This window comes from Spirosoma areae (assembly GCF_054781775.1).
On the sequence record NZ_BAAGTT010000007.1, the window covers coordinates 1 to 16905 of the forward strand.

At 54.5% G+C, this 16905-nt stretch carries 10 protein-coding genes; 7 read left to right on the top strand and 3 right to left on the bottom strand.

All coding sequences use genetic code 11. The annotated features are described in order from the left end of the window. Positions 1 to 670: 670 nt before the first annotated feature. A complete protein-coding gene (locus ACYVI1_RS02730; protein ID WP_460906441.1) occupies positions 671 to 1036 on the bottom strand; it encodes a DNA/RNA non-specific endonuclease in 366 nt (121 codons plus the stop codon). 747 nt (positions 1037 to 1783) lie between these two features. Between ACYVI1_RS02730 and ACYVI1_RS02735 the strand changes: the two genes are divergently transcribed. The 4 genes from ACYVI1_RS02735 (at position 1784) to ACYVI1_RS02750 (ending at position 7012) form a co-directional block, all read left to right on the top strand. Then, on the top strand, positions 1784 to 2074 hold the full coding sequence (locus ACYVI1_RS02735; protein ID WP_460906443.1) for a hypothetical protein: 291 nt from the start codon (positions 1784 to 1786) through the stop codon (positions 2072 to 2074). 106 nt (positions 2075 to 2180) lie between these two features. After that, the gene (locus ACYVI1_RS02740; RefSeq protein WP_460906445.1) at positions 2181 to 6059 is read left to right on the top strand and encodes a PVC-type heme-binding CxxCH protein; all 3879 of its coding nucleotides are present in this window, start codon (positions 2181 to 2183) and stop codon (positions 6057 to 6059) included. A 196-nt stretch (positions 6060 to 6255) separates the two neighbouring features. Then, a complete protein-coding gene (locus tag ACYVI1_RS02745; protein WP_460906447.1) occupies positions 6256 to 6699 on the top strand; it encodes a cold-shock protein in 444 nt (147 codons plus the stop codon). A gap of 124 nt (positions 6700 to 6823) precedes the next feature. Continuing rightward, positions 6824 to 7012: a hypothetical protein gene (locus ACYVI1_RS02750; protein WP_460906449.1), complete on the top strand. Its 189-nt coding sequence runs from the start codon at positions 6824 to 6826 to the stop codon at positions 7010 to 7012. A gap of 131 nt (positions 7013 to 7143) precedes the next feature. On the opposite strand, the gene ACYVI1_RS02755 is transcribed toward ACYVI1_RS02750, so the two are convergent. Continuing rightward, positions 7144 to 8490: a D-arabinono-1,4-lactone oxidase gene (locus ACYVI1_RS02755; RefSeq protein WP_460906451.1), complete on the bottom strand. Its 1347-nt coding sequence runs from the start codon at positions 8488 to 8490 to the stop codon at positions 7144 to 7146. Positions 8491 to 8698: 208 nt separating this feature from the next. Between ACYVI1_RS02755 and ACYVI1_RS02760 the strand changes: the two genes are divergently transcribed. Together ACYVI1_RS02760 and aspS are read left to right on the top strand one after the other, a co-directional pair. Further along, positions 8699 to 10183 (top strand): amidohydrolase, encoded by a 1485-nt coding sequence (locus ACYVI1_RS02760; RefSeq protein WP_460906453.1) that lies wholly within the window; start codon positions 8699 to 8701, stop codon positions 10181 to 10183. A 169-nt stretch (positions 10184 to 10352) separates the two neighbouring features. Further along, positions 10353 to 12122, top strand: a complete 1770-nt coding sequence (gene aspS, locus ACYVI1_RS02765) for an aspartate--tRNA ligase (RefSeq protein WP_460906455.1) — start codon at positions 10353 to 10355, stop codon at positions 12120 to 12122. 97 nt (positions 12123 to 12219) lie between these two features. Here the strand turns inward: aspS and ACYVI1_RS02770 are convergent, their stop codons facing one another. Continuing rightward, the gene (locus ACYVI1_RS02770; protein ID WP_460906457.1) at positions 12220 to 13752 is read right to left on the bottom strand and encodes a sulfatase family protein; all 1533 of its coding nucleotides are present in this window, start codon (positions 13750 to 13752) and stop codon (positions 12220 to 12222) included. 162 nt (positions 13753 to 13914) lie between these two features. Here ACYVI1_RS02770 and ACYVI1_RS02775 point away from each other — a divergent pair, with 162 nt between their 5' ends. Then, complete coding sequence (locus ACYVI1_RS02775) at positions 13915 to 16893, top strand: sialate O-acetylesterase (protein WP_460906459.1); 2979 nt, start codon at positions 13915 to 13917, stop codon at positions 16891 to 16893. Positions 16894 to 16905 lie beyond the last annotated feature (12 nt).

Consider the following 16905-nt stretch of genomic DNA (forward strand, 5'->3'; position numbering starts at 1 on the left):
AAACTATTATAAACCAACGGGTTCGGAAGACAAAAAGTAGAGTAACTTCGGACTAAGAAAAAAATGGTAAACGCACTGAACGACTAACTCAAAACGGTCAACTTATTTCCGGACGATACACACATGCGGGTCCAGCTAGTATTGGACGTTTATCTGAACGGTGACGGGGTAGGAAAGAAGTGGCCTAAAATCAGCCTTTTCGCGTCCAATTAACCCGTTCAATTTAGTCGTTCAGGGTTTTGGACCAAGTCGAGCCTTTTCTGTACTAAGTATTCCAATGGGACATGCCGCCTTCATCGCTTTTAAATAAGACCGGTACAGGGTAGTTTAAACTACCCCGGTAGGGATGAATCCTGCCAGCGAAAAACTGATTAGGTACGTAGCTGGGGCTGTCCGTAGCTGGGGCTATCGCCTGGGGCCCTACCTGTCTGCGGGGTGTTTTTTGCTACCCTCCCCCTGTTTGGGGTGGCCTGTGTAAATAGGGTGGTAGGGGTTATTAAAAAGTTTCGGGTTTGCTTTGCGGTTTGGGACTGTAGAGGGCTGGTCTGAATGAAATGGGGAAGGGAGTCGAGTGGAACAGGTCGCGGTTGAAACGGAGACTGTAATACGCTCAGAATTGGGGAGTTTATCACGTCATTCGAACCGTCCGAACCTACCGGTAACACGACAATCACCTTCCAGAGCACAGCAGGGACAACAATTTGTCACCTGCAATGGTGGTAACCTTGCCATTGTCTACCTCACCGCCTTTATCCCACGTTCCGGCAATGATGTAGAGTTCATTACCCTGAGCGACCAGCCCCCGACAGTATTCCTCCAGCCGAAGCCAGCTTTGCCGGTTTAGTTGGGGTGCCTGAGGTACGGTGTTGGTCAGCAGGAACTTAGTCCGGTTCTCTTCGGCCGTACTATCCCGGTCATCCGACGGGCAGAGCCGGGCCGCCGGAGCGGTGGCCCCGGTCAAAACCCGTATTAGTATAATCAGCATGACGAGTTTGATACTAGCCAGCAGGCAGCGATTGGTCAGGAATGAAGTCACCCGCCTAACGTTAGCCGGAACGGGAACGGATGGCTGTTAGCACTGGGGTCAAGCGCGACGACAAATAGGTGGCAAAGTAGAGCCGGAAAATCGTTTTCATCACCTGAAAAAAACGGGCCGGGGGAACCACCCACCAGACCCACCCAATGAGCCGGAGGAACCACCCACCCGGCTCTGACCAAACCAAGCAGCCAATGAAGGCTTCTTGTTTGAAACAAAAATACATACGACATTTGGGCAAGCACTCTCCCACCATCAAAAAGTTTCTGCTTATTTTTCAATCCGTCAACTAATCCGTCAACTACTATGGATTACACCTGTAAATACCTGATAATCAATCTTAGTTCAAGTCCTATAGGAGGCTCATCGCTTGAATGACCCTTAGCTCAGTTGGTAGAGCACTTCATTCGTAATGAAGGGGTCGTAGACGGTCGGCCGCTGCCGTTCAAGTCCATAGGAGGCTCACTTTTCAGATAAAGGCTAATTCGCAAACGTGCTAAAACCACTAAAATCTGCGAATTAGCCTTTTTTCTTTGTTCAACTTTATAAAACGGAACACGGAAGAATCAAGTAAATCCGCCCCCTGTTCCCTCGCCCGTATTTTATTTGTTCGTAACTTGGTTTCGGGCCGCTATCCTCAACCGTTCCCACTTTATCCTTGCATAAAGTGGTCTGATTCAACCAACACTAATTAGGCAGGGCCTATCCGTGATTGATAACCCGCCAGGGAAACCTAAAACGTTGACAATGGACGTGGAGCAACACGACAATCAATTAGACTCGTTTGTCAGTGGTTTGCTTAATCTATTCCAGCAACAGGCAGAGGATACCGAACGGGCTGATTTTCGGTCGGCTGCCCACGCATCGCTAAACCGGGCTTATGGTGACGATGAACCCGATTACAGTGATGTACTACACAACCCGAAAACGCTCCTAACCAGGCAGGAAGGAGATATTGTCTCTATTAAGCAATCGGACAGAGCCTACAAACCGCGCCCAGCGTTTTTCAGCTATCGTACTGACGTTCGGGCTTTATAACGCCACGATCAACATGCCAGGCTTGTTAAAGAATGGACAAATTCGGTAATTTATAGCGTAATTCGACCTGCAGCCCATCCTCCTGACTCTTAATCTACCTGAAAACATGGTACGCGTACTACTCCTGTTGCTCCTCATCAGTAGTTTACCCTTCGGGTTTATCCTGAAAAACAGCCACGAAAACCGACAACCCAACACTATCCTCAGCGCGTCGGCACCCGGCCCCCGAAAATTGCGGGTCGTGCAGGATGTAAAAGCCGGAACGATTTCCATCTTTCGGGCCGATGGCAAAACGCCCATCGTAACGCAGGTTGCAAAGGCGGATTTCCGGCCTTACCTGCATCCTATTGCGGCCCCCGACGGCAAAGGCGTACTGACCGAATACTCACCCGGCCATCACAAGCACCAGACCGGCCTGTACTGGGGTTTCACGCGGGTCAACGGCCGCGATTATTTCCACCATCCGCAGGGTGACTACTGGCGACGGGTATCGGCTAAAGTCTTAACCGCCACCGGCCCGGAGGTCAAATGGCAAACCGTCTACGATTTGCTCGACTCGACCGGCAAGGCCGTGCTGACCGAAACCCAGACCTGGACGCTGCGAGACGTACAGAACAAGTTTCTGCTCGACCTGGAATGGGCCGGAGAAGCCCAGACCGACGTGACCATCGGCAAATACGATTATGGCGGGCTGTTTCTCCGGATGCCCTGGCGACCCGGTATCAAGGGCGAGGTCATCAACGCAGCCCGGCAACGCAACGAAAAAGCCGAGGGTCAGCGGGCCATGTGGGTCGATGCCGGGATGCAGGTAGAAGGGCGCAATGACCTGGCGCACATTGCCATCTTCGACCACCCCGAAAACAAAGGCTACCCCCAAACCTGGCGCATCGATAGTCAGTTAGGCATCGGTCCGGCGCGGGCCAGAACCGGCGACTGGACCATCCGGAAAGGCGATACGGAAGTTATTCGCCATGAAGTGGTGGTCTATACCGGAACGCTCAACGACGTTGAACTGACTAAAACCTGGGGCGAGTTCAGCGGTAACAATTCCATGTATTCCACGGCCACCTTATGGGGAATTGCCCAGCAGGAAGGCCGGAACGCCAAGTTTCTGACGCCCCAGGAAGCGGTGAAAAGCATGACTGTGATGCCGGGTTTCAACGTGAACGTCTGGGCGGCAGAACCCATGATGACCCAGCCGATGGCCTTCTGCTGGGACGACCGGGGGCGGCTATGGGTAGCCGAAAACCGGGATTACGAATCGCGGGGGCATGGATTTTCCAAAGCGGGCAACAGCCGCATCCTGATTCTGGAAGATACCGACCACGATGGCGTGGCCGACAGCCGCAAGGTGTTTCTGGAAGGCATTGCCTTTCCATCCGCCATGGCTGTGGGATTCGACGGGCTGTTTCTGGGCGCTCCGCCCAACCTGCTGTTCGTGCCCGACCGCAACCACGACGATGTGGCTGATGAGAAAGACATTGAGGTGCGGCTAACCGGCTGGGGCATTCGCGACCGGCACGAAACCCTCAACAGTTTTCATTGGGGGCCGGATGGCTGGCTGTATGGCCTTCAGGGATTTGCCACACCGTCGAAAGTACGGAAGCCGGAAGGCAAAGGTCGTTTGTACAAGCACAATGACCCGTTCCCGGCAGACATTCTCCAGGGCGAGGGCGTCGACATCAACGGGGGCGTTTGGCGGTATCATCCCACCAAAGACCGCTTCGAGGTGGTAGCGCACGGCTTTAGTAACCCCTGGGGCATCGACTACGACGCCAAAGGTCAGTTGCTGATGACGGCCTGCGTGATTCCGCACCTCTGGCACGTGATTCCCGGTGGCATCTATCACCGGCAGGGCGGCCAGCATTTCAACCCCTATACGTACAGCGACATCAAAACCATCACCGACCACAGCCACCGGTCGGCACACGGTGGCGCGCGTGTCTACCTGTCCGATGCCTTCCCAAAGGCACAGCGGGGCCGGTTGTTCATGGCCAATATTCACGAACACGCCGTATTGTCGGACGTGCTCGAACGCAAAGGCTCAGGTTTTGTGGGGCGTCATGGCGACGATTTCCTACTGGCCAACAACGCCCAATGGGTTGGCTTCAGTATGGAACTTGGGCCAGAGGGAGCCTTATACGTGCTCGACTGGCACGATGCCGACATCTGCGGCAAAGAAGTGCTCAACGGCGAAACCGGTCGGATCTTCCGGATAACGCCCGAAACATCGGGAGCCGAAAATTTCCCGAACCGCTATGCTGACCTGACCAAACTGACCGATGCCCAATTAATTGACCTGCAAACCGTTGCGAGCGACTGGCACGCCCGCCGGGCACGGGTTATCCTGCAACACCGTGCCGCCAAAGGTCAGTTAGCCAACGACACGCACGAGCGACTGCGCCACCTTTTCGATACACATGAAAACGCGGCCTGGCCCAGCCTGGACTGGCGGCTACGGGCTATGTGGGCGCTTCATGTTACCGGTGGCTTCACAGAGCAAACGCTGCTAAAACCGCTCAGTGATAAAGACGAGTACGTCCGGGCCTGGGCCATTCAACTGCTGTGCGAAGACCAGAAACCTTCGGCTGATGCACAGACGGCTTTCGCCCGCATGGCCCGCGAAGATACCTCGCCGGTGGTGCGGCTCTATCTGGCCTCAGCCCTGCAACGGCTCACGCCCGACGCCCGCTGGAACATTGCCAGTGCTTTACTCACGCATGGCGAAGATGCCGGTGACCATAACCTGCCCAAACTGATTTGGTTCGGCGTTGAACCACTCGTGAAGGCCAATCCGGACCGGGCACTCGAACTGGCCACCCGGTCGCAGCTTCCGATGGTTTCGCAATTCATTGCCCGCCGGACCGTTGATGCCGACGAGGTGAAACGGTTGGTGAGTACGCTGGGTAATCTTAAAAATCCGAAGGTGCAACTGGCCATGCTGGAAGGGTTGCGGGACGGGCTGGAAGGCCGCTCAGACGTGACGGCTCCGGCAAACTGGGGGGCAGTTTACGCCAAACTTAAAGCGGTAGGTTTGCCCGTAGCGAAACTAAGCACCGAAATAGCCCAGCTATTCGGCGACACCCAGGCGGCTAAGCAATACCTGACAACACTCACTACTAAACAGGCCCCCGTGGAGCAGCGCCGGCAGGCGCTCCGGGCCATGACGAATCAGCAACGTCCCGAACTGCCCGACCAATTGCCGGGTTTGCTGGATGAACCAGCTCTGCGCTTAGAAGCTATCCGCGCTATCGCTGGTTATGACAGCGACGCCCTCGGCAAGTTGCTGCTGACCCGCTATCCGTCGTTAACGCCGGCCGAAAAACTCCAGGCGGTGCAAACGCTCTCGTCGCGACCCAGCTATGGTGGGATGTTAACCCAGGCACTAAAAGCCGGAACCATTTCCAAACGCGACGTGCCGAGTTACGCGGCCCGGCAGTTGCTGCGGGTAGTCGGCAGCGGGTTTGTAGAAGTTTGGGGACCAATTGAGGGCGATGGGCTGGATGCCAAAGCCTACGCCAAATATGGGCGGATGCTGAATAACAAAGCGCTGGCATCGGCCAATCTCCAGAAAGGTAAAATACTCTTTGCCCGGACGTGCGGGCCGTGTCATAAACTGTATGGGCAGGGCGGCATCATCGGGCCAGACCTGACCGGCTCCAACCGCACCAGCGTAGATTATCTGCTGAGTAATGTGCTGAATCCCAGCGGAGAAATTCAGGACGATTACAAAATGGTGGTGGTGACAACGCGCGACGGGCGCACCTACACGGGCAACATAGCGGGGGAAAACGAGCGACAGGTTCGGCTGCGGGTAGTCGGGCAGGATGTGGTGGTTATCAATAAGTCGGATATTCAGTCACGGGAAGAAACGACCGTTTCGATGATGCCAACGGGCCTTCTGGAAAACCTGACGGAGGGCGAAATTGTGGATTTGGTCGGTTATTTACGCACGATGGACCCCGTAAAACAAGCAAAGAAATAACCAGTTCCCGCCCGTTCAGTTCGTTCATTACAAAGTAAATACCGGCTAAGTCAACTAATTTTGATTATATGGGGTTGACTACTTAGTGGGGTGTTATAGTCCCGCGCGGATTGGTCGGTGTTAGTGCACTGGGTTACCTCTCTGAAAACACATCCTGGCGAAGACGCGCAGGTTAATCTCACTTAATACGATAAGAATGGAGACATTTAGTAAAAAAGAAAAAGAAAAAGCAAGACAAAAAAAGAGAAAAGACAAAGAAGAGAAACGGGAAGAGCGAAAAGCGAGTGCCCAGAAAGGTCAACATCTCGACGACATGCTGGCTTATGTGGATGAAAACGGAAATATTACGTCTACGCCACCAGACCCACGAAAAAAGAGAGTCATCGACCAGGAAGACGTTCAGATTGGGGTGTCGAAACAGGAAGCTGCTTCGCCACAGGACTCCATCAGACAGGGTATCGTCAGTTTCTTCAATGCCTCGAAAGGCTACGGCTTTATTCGGGATCTACAAAGCCAGGAGAGTATATTTGTCCATATCAATGGCTTAGTTGATTCGATCAGCGAAAACGATAAAGTAACGTTTGAAGTTACCAGGACCCCCAAAGGGCTGAACGCCGTTGACGTAAAAAAAGCGGCCTAACCGGAGCCGGGCAATTCGTCCGACTGATCATATTTAGTCAATAGACACTATTCGGAGGCAAACCGGGTTCTTTAGGCAGACCCGGTGCCATACGGACACTAATCTCATCTTTATCATCTCCATAATGAACAAACCGACGTACACGTCCATTCCCCCCACGACCGACAACGTTTACTGGATGCTGAAATCCTCGGACGGAAAAACCAGTATCTACATCCCACGGGATAAAGAACTTGATCGGCAGTTGAAGATTAAGTTTCAGGCCGAAGTTGCTGCCCGAACATCGCTTAAACGGAAGAAGGACAATCGGTAACTGATTAGCTGTTCGCTCTATTCCCCTGGTCTCCTCAACCAGCTTTTTTGCTACTTTCCAATACACAACAGCCCGTCGGAGAAGTGTTCTCGGATGGGCTTTTTGTCTGTGCCTGCCGGAGAAGTCCCCGATCAACTTCCATACAGATTCATACTCAAAAAATCATTGCGAAATTTTCCTTTTGGATCGTATTCCGCAACGACTTGTTTGAAGGCCGGTAATTTTTCGTAACGCGATTGCAGCACCGACGGCGCCAGGGTAAAGAGCTTTCCCCAATGAGGCCGAGCCTGAAATGCACTCAGCTCTTTCTCAATCATGGGCAGTACCTTTTTTACGGATGCCCAATCCTGTTTCCAGGTAAAATGAATAGCCAAGCTGGGCTGCTTATAACATGGACTCATCCAAAACTGATCGGCGTCGATGGTGCGTAATTCGGAGATCATCAAATGTGGACTGATGTGGTCACGCAGCCGCTCAACAGCCAGAATAGCGTCAACGGCGTTCCGGCGCGGCACGAAATACTCCGATTGCAATTCCTTGCCGCTGCTGGGCGTGAAGCCCATGCGGAAGTGCGGCAATCGCTCATACCAGGGGCCGGGAACGCCCATTTGCTCGGTGCAATTCACAGCGGAGAGTTCGGCGATGGGGTGCAGGTTCTTCGTGGCAAGTTTCGCCCCAAAATACTCCGGTTTGGCCTCCAGCTTTACCCCTTTTTCAATCCGTCGTTTCAGCCATACTTCATTCACACGGCTTTTCTGCCAGTCGGTGAACAGACTCACGCTGTAGCCGCCCGCTACAATGGCCTCAAAGTGGTCTTTCAGTTGCGCCATTGGCAGGTTTTCATACACGTCCTGCCGCATCTGAAACGTCGGCTGAATGTCGAGGGTAACTTTCGTCACAACGCCCAATGCGCCCAAGCTAACCACAGCCGCCCGGAAGGCTTCAGCGTCTTTTTCGCGGGATAGCGTTCGCACATCGCCCGCTGCCGTAACGATTTCCAGCCCCGCAACTGCCGTTGCCAGGTTACCGTTTTTCACCCCCGAACCGTGCGTGGCTGTGGCACAGGCGCCCGCAATAGAAATGTGGGGCAGCGATGCCAGGTTATGGAGAGCAAAGCCTTTACTATCTAAATAGGGCGCTAATTGGCCGTATTTCATACTGGCATCAACCGTGACGGTGCGGGCGGTTGGGTCTAACGACACCACCTCATCCATTGACCGAAGCGAGAGGAGATTGTCTTTGCTGTCGGCGATGCCGTTGAAGCAATGGCGCGTGCCCAGTACCTTGAGTTTGCTGTGTTTTTTAACCAGTTCCTGAACCTGTTGGATCGACTTAGCCGGGTGTAATCGGTCGGTACTGTATTGGTAATTACCGGCCCAGTTTTTCAGTTTGTCGTCGGCAACCCAGCTAACCAGCGGTGAGAGAATAGGCGTGGCTAACAGGGCAGAAGACAGCTTCATGAAGGTTCGCTTTTTCATGACTAAAGGGTTTTTGCTAAACTAAGTAGATATTTTCAGACTATTGACCATACCAAAAACAAAATGGGCAAAACGACCTCAACAAGTAGCCTTTTCTCACCCTGTTACAGAGTTGAAACCGGGCAGGATATCCGTGCTTTTTGTCCGTCTTTGGCCAAAATTCCTTAGTTTTATCCAGTCCCGGTCATCTGACCTACAACCAACCCCCATGAACGCACAACTCCTCGCAACTGCCCTGCTCCTGCCCCTGTTGGCACTGGCTCAACCAAAAACGAAAAAAAACGCCACCCCAGCCTTAGCCACCGGAACGCCGGACCGGGACAAGCAGGCTATTCTTGCCAGCTTAGACAAACGAGCGCCCGAATACGCCGGTATCTCGAAGCAAATCTGGGATTTTGCCGAACTGGGCTATATGGAAGAGAAAAGTGCAAACCTGCTGGAAGAGCAACTGAAAAAAGAAGGCTTCGAGGTGCAAACAGGCGTGGCGGGCATTCCAACGGCTTTTGTCGCCACCTACGGAACCGGCAAACCGGTCATCGGCATCCTCGGCGAATACGATGCCCTGCCGGGTCTCGCTACGGAGGCCAAACCCGAATTTACGCCCATTCCGGGCCAGAAAGGTGGGCACGGCTGTGGGCATAACCTGTTCGGAACGGCGTCCGTAGCGGCTGCGGTCGAGGTGAAAGACTGGCTTAAGCGATCAGGCCATGCCGGAACGGTAAAGATATATGGCTGCCCGGCAGAGGAAGGCGGCTCAGCAAAGGTGTACATGGTGCGCGAAGGGCTGTTCAAGGACGTCGATGTGGTGCTGCACTGGCACCCTGGGTCGCAGAACTCCGCTGATGCCAGTACATCCCTGGCCAATAAAAATGCCAAATTTAGGTTCAAAGGCATTGCCGCCCACGCAGCCGCATCACCGGAACGGGGCCGCTCAGCGCTGGATGGGGTTGAAGCCATGGATTACATGGTTAACATGATGCGCGAACACATTCCGCAGGATACCCGCATTCACTACGTCATCACCAAAGGCGGAGACGCGCCCAACGTGGTTCCGGCCAACGCCGAAGTGTATTATTATGCCCGCCACAAAGACCGGGCGGTGGTACAGAGTGTCTGGAAACGCATCGAAAATGCCGCCGAAGGGGCCGCTAAAGGCACCGGCACACAAGTGTCCTGGGAGGTGCTGGGTGGTGTCTATGACATTCTGCCCAACGTGACCCTGGCCGAGGTCGTGCACCAGAACCTGCAAACGGTTGGTGGCGTAACCTATACACCCGAAGAAACTGCTTTCGCTCAGAAAATCAGTGAAACCTTCGGCGATCAGAAAGTGCCCATTGAAAACGCGGCTAACGTGAAAGACTTCCGCGAGGGTTCCGAAAGCGCGACCAGTGGCGGCTCTACCGATGTGGGCGACGTAAGCTGGACCGTGCCGACGGTTGGTCTGCAAACGGCGACGTGGGTGCCGGGTTCGTCGGCCCACAGTTGGCAGTCGACAGCCGCCAGTGGCATGAGCATCGGCCAGAAAGGCATGATTGTTGCGGCCAAAACGCTGGCCCTGACCGCGCTGGATTTATACAAAACGTCCGCTCTCATCGAAAAAGCCCACGCCGAATTTCTGAAGAAACGCGGGGCTGACTTTACCTACGAAGCCCTGCTCGGCGACCGAAAACCTGCATTGGATTACCGGAAGTAAAGACGAAAGCGCCTATTTAAAGAGCGAAAGAGCGAAAGAGTGAACGAGCGAATGGTCGAGTTTCCGTAAAGTACCTACCTTTGCGGCAACTAATAAAGAGTGAAAGAGCGAAGGCCATTCGACAGGTCATTTTCGCTCTTTCGCTCTTTCACTCTTTAGCTCTTTACAAATGCTCCGAACGCACACTTGCGGAGAACTCCGCCTTACCAATGCCAATACCACCGCCACGCTGACCGGCTGGGTACAAACCATCCGCGACAAAGGCGGTGTTCTCTGGATTGACCTCCGCGACCGCTACGGCATCACGCAACTCCTGCTCGAAGATGGCCAGACCGCGCCCGAACTTTTTGCCATTGCCCGTTCGCTGGGCCGGGAGTTTGTGCTGAAAGCAACGGGCACAATCATCGAACGAAAATCAAAAAATCCGAACCTGCCCACCGGCGATATTGAGCTGAACGTTACGGCATTGGCCGTATTGAACCCTGCCAAACTGCCGCCCTTTCTGATTGAAGACGAAACCGACGGGGGCGACGACCTCCGCATGAAATACCGCTACCTCGACCTGCGCCGGAATCCCGTTCGGAAGAGCCTCGAACTGCGCCACCGCATGGCCCAGCAAACGCGGCTCTACATGGATGGGCAAAATTTTATTGAGGTTGAAACGCCGGTTTTGATTAAATCAACGCCCGAAGGTGCCCGCGACTTTGTGGTGCCGAGCCGCATGAATCCAGGTGAGTTTTACGCCCTGCCACAATCGCCCCAAACGTTTAAGCAACTGTTGATGGTGTCGGGATTTGACCGGTACTATCAGATTGTCAAGTGTTTCCGCGATGAGGACCTCCGCGCCGACCGTCAGCCGGAGTTTACCCAAATCGACTGCGAAATGTCGTTTGTGGAGCAGGAAGACATTCTGAACATGTTTGAAGGGTTGGTGCGACATTTGTTTAAAGCCGTGAAAGGCATCGATATGGCCGAAGTGCCGCGTATGACCTATGCCGATGCGATGCGGTTCTACGGCTCCGATAAACCCGACACGCGGTTCGGCATGAAATTCATTGAACTCAAAGGAACCTTCGATACGGTGGATATGACGTCGGGCAAAGGTTTTGGCGTGTTCGATTCGGCGGAGCTGGTCGTGGGAATCAATGCACCGGGATGTGCCCACTACACCCGCAAGCAGATGGATGAACTCACTGATTGGGTGAAACGACCGCAGATTGGGGCGAAAGGGCTGATTTACGTTCGTTATAATGAGGATAGCACGCTGAAATCGTCCGTCGATAAATTCTATTCGGAAGATGAGTTGAAAGCCTGGGCTGTCCACTTCGGCGCGAAGCCCGGCGACCTGCTGCTCATCATGTCGGGCGAATGCGCCAAAGCCCGCAAGCAATTAGCCGAACTGCGGCTGGAGATGGGCAGTCGGCTGGGCCTGCGCGACCCAGGCGTATTCAGTACGTTGTGGGTACTCGACTTTCCGCTGCTCGAATACGGGGAAGAAGAGAACCGTTGGTTTGCCATGCACCACCCCTTCACCTCGCCGAAGCCGGAGGATATTCCACTGTTAGACACGGATTTAGGTAGCGTGCGGGCCAATGCCTATGATTTGGTCATTAATGGCACGGAAGTCGGTGGCGGGTCGATTCGGATCTTCAACCGCGATTTGCAGGCCCGGATGTTCAGCATTCTGGGTTTCTCCGACGAGGAAGCCAAAGCCCAGTTCGGGTTTCTGATGGATGCCTTCGAGTTTGGCGCACCCCCGCACGGTGGCATCGCTTTTGGTTTCGACCGGCTATGTTCGCTCTTCGGTGGCGCCGACTCGATTCGCGATTTCATCGCCTTCCCCAAAAACAATTCCGGTCGCGACGTCATGATTGATTCGCCCTCAGCGATTTCGCAGGCGCAGTTAACTGAGTTGAAGATCGCAACGATTGCGAAGTAAATCGTTTTCGTTTTCACCGGGTTAAAATCCGGCGCAATCTGGAAAATAGGCTGTTTGTTTCAGCCCAACGTTTTAACGTTGGGCTGAAACAAACAGCCTATTTTCCCGCCCAGGGGTCGCGGGTTTTCTGCTGAAAACGCTTTAGTTTGACTTGCATTCGGGTTAATACATCCCGGTAACGCGGGTTGGTGGCTACACTATGCACTTCGTCGGGGTCGGTTTGGAGGTCGTATAGTTCGATAGGCGGACGATGCAGATAAGCCGCTATAGTTCGTTTGCCGTACCTTGTCTGTTTCGTTTTCAGGATATCCTGCCACGTAAACGACTGCTCCAGATCGAGCGCCATCGGAAACGGCAGTTCGTGGGCAAGGTTGACAATCAGTTTGTACCGCCGTTCGCGCAAGGCCCGCATGGGGTAATACATCGTGATTTCGTGCAGCGAATGCGACGCGTAAATTTCATCCCAGCCCGTAACCCCCTCCTGCTCAATAATCTCCCGAAACGACCGGCCCTGCCGGGGTATGGCGCTTTTCCCAACGCCTGCGAAATCCAACAGGGTCGGTGTAATATCGACCCACGAAATCATAGCTTCCTGCACAAAGCCCCGTTTCCGGGGTTTGGGTAGTTTGACGATGCACGGCAGACGTATTCCCGGTTCATAGAGCGTTGTTTTCGATCCGGGAAACGGGGCGCCATTATCCGACAGGTAAATAATGAGAGTGTTATCGTACTGACCCGTGTCTTTGAGATAGTCCACTAATCGGCCAACGCCCTGGTCGAGACGGCTGATGGCTTCGTAATACTGCCCCAGTTCGGTCCGGCAGGCTTTGGTATCGGGCAACCACGGCGGCACCCGAACCTCACGGGGCTGGTAGAAATGGTCGCCCACCTGTGGGTAGCCGCCGGGCCGATTCCCAAAATGATTCGGTTTTGAGCCGTCGAACACAGGCGAGCCGTCGGCGGCTACGGTATTGCTCCGATGCGGGTCGTCGGTAGCGAAATACAGAAAAAACGGCGTGGCGACGCCCGGACGTTCGGACGTTTCCTCCAGAAACGAATAGCAGTACCGGGCCATCTCGACCGGACTGCGCCCGATGGATGCCGGGTCGTTCACTCCGCCTGCTTTGAGCACCTGCTGAAAATGATATACCGATTCAGGGCCTACATGCAGTTTGCCAATGCGGGCGGTTCGGTATCCGGCCTGTTCGAGTAACACAGGCAGCGACCGCACTGTATCAAACGAGTTAAAATGATGCTCCTGATGCTGCAGGCCATACATCCCATTGGCATGATTATGGAAGCCCGTCAGCAGTACCGACCGGCTGGGGCTGCAACTGGCCGTTGTGCAAAATGCATTTGAAAATCGGGTGCCATCGGCGGCTAACCGGTCGATGTGCGGGGTGCGGATGGTGGGCGGTTCGACCGTTGGATTCCCGTAGCAGCCAACCGCTTCGCGGCCATGATCGTCGGCCACGATCAGCACGATATTTGGGCGGGCGTCGGCCTGCCTTTGCCCGTTCCTGATGAGTTCTGGGCCATAGATACCGTCAGTCGCTTCTTCCACCAGTGGGAAGAGGGCAGAAATGCCCGCGAAGAAAGCGCCTGCTACAAGGCTGACAGGGTAACGCATACGGTAAAATAACGCAAAGATTCCCGACGATATACGTTTGCCGCCCGCTTATACCGCTTTATTGGTGTCAGGTCATTTTGTGATTATTGTTAGAAATATGGCTACTTAGGCATGTTTTTTGTTTCTGATTGGCTATCTATCTGACCGTCAACCAGTTCACACATGGCTATTTTTCTACGATGCCTGCGGCTTATTCCCCTGTGTTTAGTATCACTGCTCACGGCTGCTCAAATCACGATCACCAGTCCGGTTAGCCGAATGGTTTTCCAGCGCAATCAGGCGAATCAGGCGATTGTGACCGTAGCCGGTGTGAATTCTTCAACGGCGACAACCGTCGAAGCCCGGTTTGTTCCCTTAGCCATTGGCCAGGGCAGCGTTACGGCCTGGACCAACATGAGTTTTATAGCCAACTCATCCGCCTTTAAAGGCAACGTTACCGTATCGGCGGGCTGGTATCGGCTGGATGTTCGGGCGAAGATGAGCACGACGGTCGTGGCCCAAACCTCGGTCAATCGTATAGGGGTTGGTGAGGTATTTGTGGTGGCTGGCCAGTCAAATGTCTTTGGCGGCTTTCAGCGGGTAGCCAGCGCAGCCGACGATCGCGTGTCCTGCGTGGATTTCCAGCAGGACAGCATCAGCAGTCAGTTGTTACCCCTTCAGTTTAGTCATGTCAACTACGGCACGGCGATTGGCCCCAGCCAGCCCGCTCATTTATGGGGAGCGCTGGGCGACAAACTCGCGCAGCGGCTCAACGTGCCAGTCCTGTTTTTTGGGGCAGCGTTAGGCGGCAGCAGTAGTACCGAATGGCAGCAGGGGGCCGCAGGAAACCTGGGTACAAACACAAATTCGGCTGTTTATCGCCGACTGGGCGAGGCCCTGTTGCATTACATTGTCCGAACGGGTGCCCGGGCGGTACTCTGGCATCAGGGCGAGACCGATACCTACAATGGAACCAGCAGTCAGGCTTATTATAACAACATCAATTATGTGATTCAGAAAAGTCGCCAGCAACTGAATAACAACCCATTAGCGTGGATGGTCTCGCGCGTCAGTTACATTAGTGGGCAGACCAGCCCTGGCATTATTTCGGCTCAGAATCAGCTCATTGCGAACATAACCAATGTTTTTGCCGGACCAGCCACCGACACAATCATCGGTCCGGTCAATCGCCCCGACAATATCCATATGCAGGGGCCGGGCCTGATTCGCTTCATCAACGCCTGGGATCAAAGTCTGTCAACGGCTTTTTTTCAGAATGCTGTGCCCTTCATGCCTGCCGACTCGGCGGCTCTGATTACCAGCAGCTATACCTTGCCGCTTACCCGAAAACAGGGCGAAACCATTGCTGTAGCCTCGCTACGCAGCGATCCGCACGAAGCCGATAATCAGTACGTTGCTCAGATCGTGCGGGCCAGCGACGGCGTAACGGTCTATGAGTCGGTTCCCAGTAATGAAAACCCTATTTTAGTAACCATCCCGGCCAGCGTACCCAATGGCCAGTACCGACTGCGTACCCGCTCGACGCACCCGATTATCGTCGGGACGCCCGGCGAGCCTTTCACCATCAACTCTTCGGCAACGCCCAGCCCCGCCTTTGTGGTTCAACGGCAAGCCATTCGGGGCGGCACCGCTGATCCAGCTATTCAACGGTTTACCTACAGCTACGACCCGGCCAGCCATGGGTTCTCCATGATGGTTCAGGCGACGGCCCCCGTAGAAGTTCGGTTAGAGCGCATCGACGGCGGCACCTGGGCCAATTCGAATTGGGAGGATGCTTTGTCGCAGATTCCTGATGAAGATTCCTACGCTGAATTCAATTACATCCGCCAGCATCTTCCTCCAATGGCAGGGGTTGGGGGAGTAGAGCCGGGAAGGTATCGCTTATCGGTCCGGCTGGATGGCACTACCGGGCCGGGGTTGTGGTTTGACGCCACCCTGATCCGCGCCCGCCTAATTCTGTACCAAAACGATTCGCCACCACCGCCCATTCCGCCGGTACTGACAATCAATGACATACCGAACGCGACGAATTGCCTGAGCAGTAGCCTGAGTGTGGGCATCGAGGTGTCGGATGGCAACGTGAACAGCGGCAGCGTCTACAGCGTCCGGCTGTCGGATGCCAGTGGCTCGTTTGCCAGCGAAACAACCATTGGCAGCGGCACCACCAGCCCCATTGCAGTCACGTTTTCGCCATCGCTTCCTACGGGCACAAATTACCGGCTTCGGGTGGTGGCCAGCAACCCGGCAGTGGCCAGCGCTCCCAGCCAGGCATTGGCGATCTGTAATGGAGCCGACCTCTCAATGGCCATGCAGGTCAGTAGTCGCACACCTCATTCGGGCGAGCCTATTACACTTACCTTAGTGCTGACCAACGCAGGCCCCCTAACAGCCAATGGTGTGGTAGCCAGAAGCCTGCTGCCCAGCGGCATGGCATTTGTCGATAGTCCGTCGGCGGCTGTCAGCACGACGGCTAATGTCGTTAGTATTAATGCCGGAACCCTGCCCAGCGGAACCAGTTTGCCGGTTGTGTTCCGGCTGAAACCTACTCAGGCTGGCTTTTTTGCCACTTCTGCTCAGATTACAGCCAGTAATGAGCCTGACCCCGACAGCCAGCCCAACTCGGGCACGGGTGATGGTCAGGATGACATGGCAATAGTTGACTTACGCACGCCTGATGCCAGCGGCCCAGTGAATGTTTCGCCCAATCCGAATCAGGTCCCGCTGCCGCCGGTGCAGTCGAATCAACCCCCAACCGACCCAGCCACAGCCGATTTGAGTGTAGTGGTCAGCGCGAACAGGTTAGTTGCTGCGCCAAATGAAGTGATTAACGTAACGTTGAGGGTATGCAACCAGGGGGGAGCAACAGCCAATAACGTAACCCTTCAAGCCGTGCTGCCTGCGGGTTGGCAATTAGATTTTACGGGTGGCTTAACCGTGAGCGGGCAGAACGTGACGGGCAACATTGGCTCCGTTCCGGCTGGTAGCAGCGGGGCAATGGTCTTATTGGTGCGACCCGCCAATACAGGTACCTTACGTGCCCAGGTATTCAGCGTTACGCCCGCCGACCCCGATTCAACGCCCGGTAATGGCAACACAAACGGCGAAGACGACGAAGCCTCGGTGAGCGTAAGAGTTCGGTAAGTGAACTGAGTG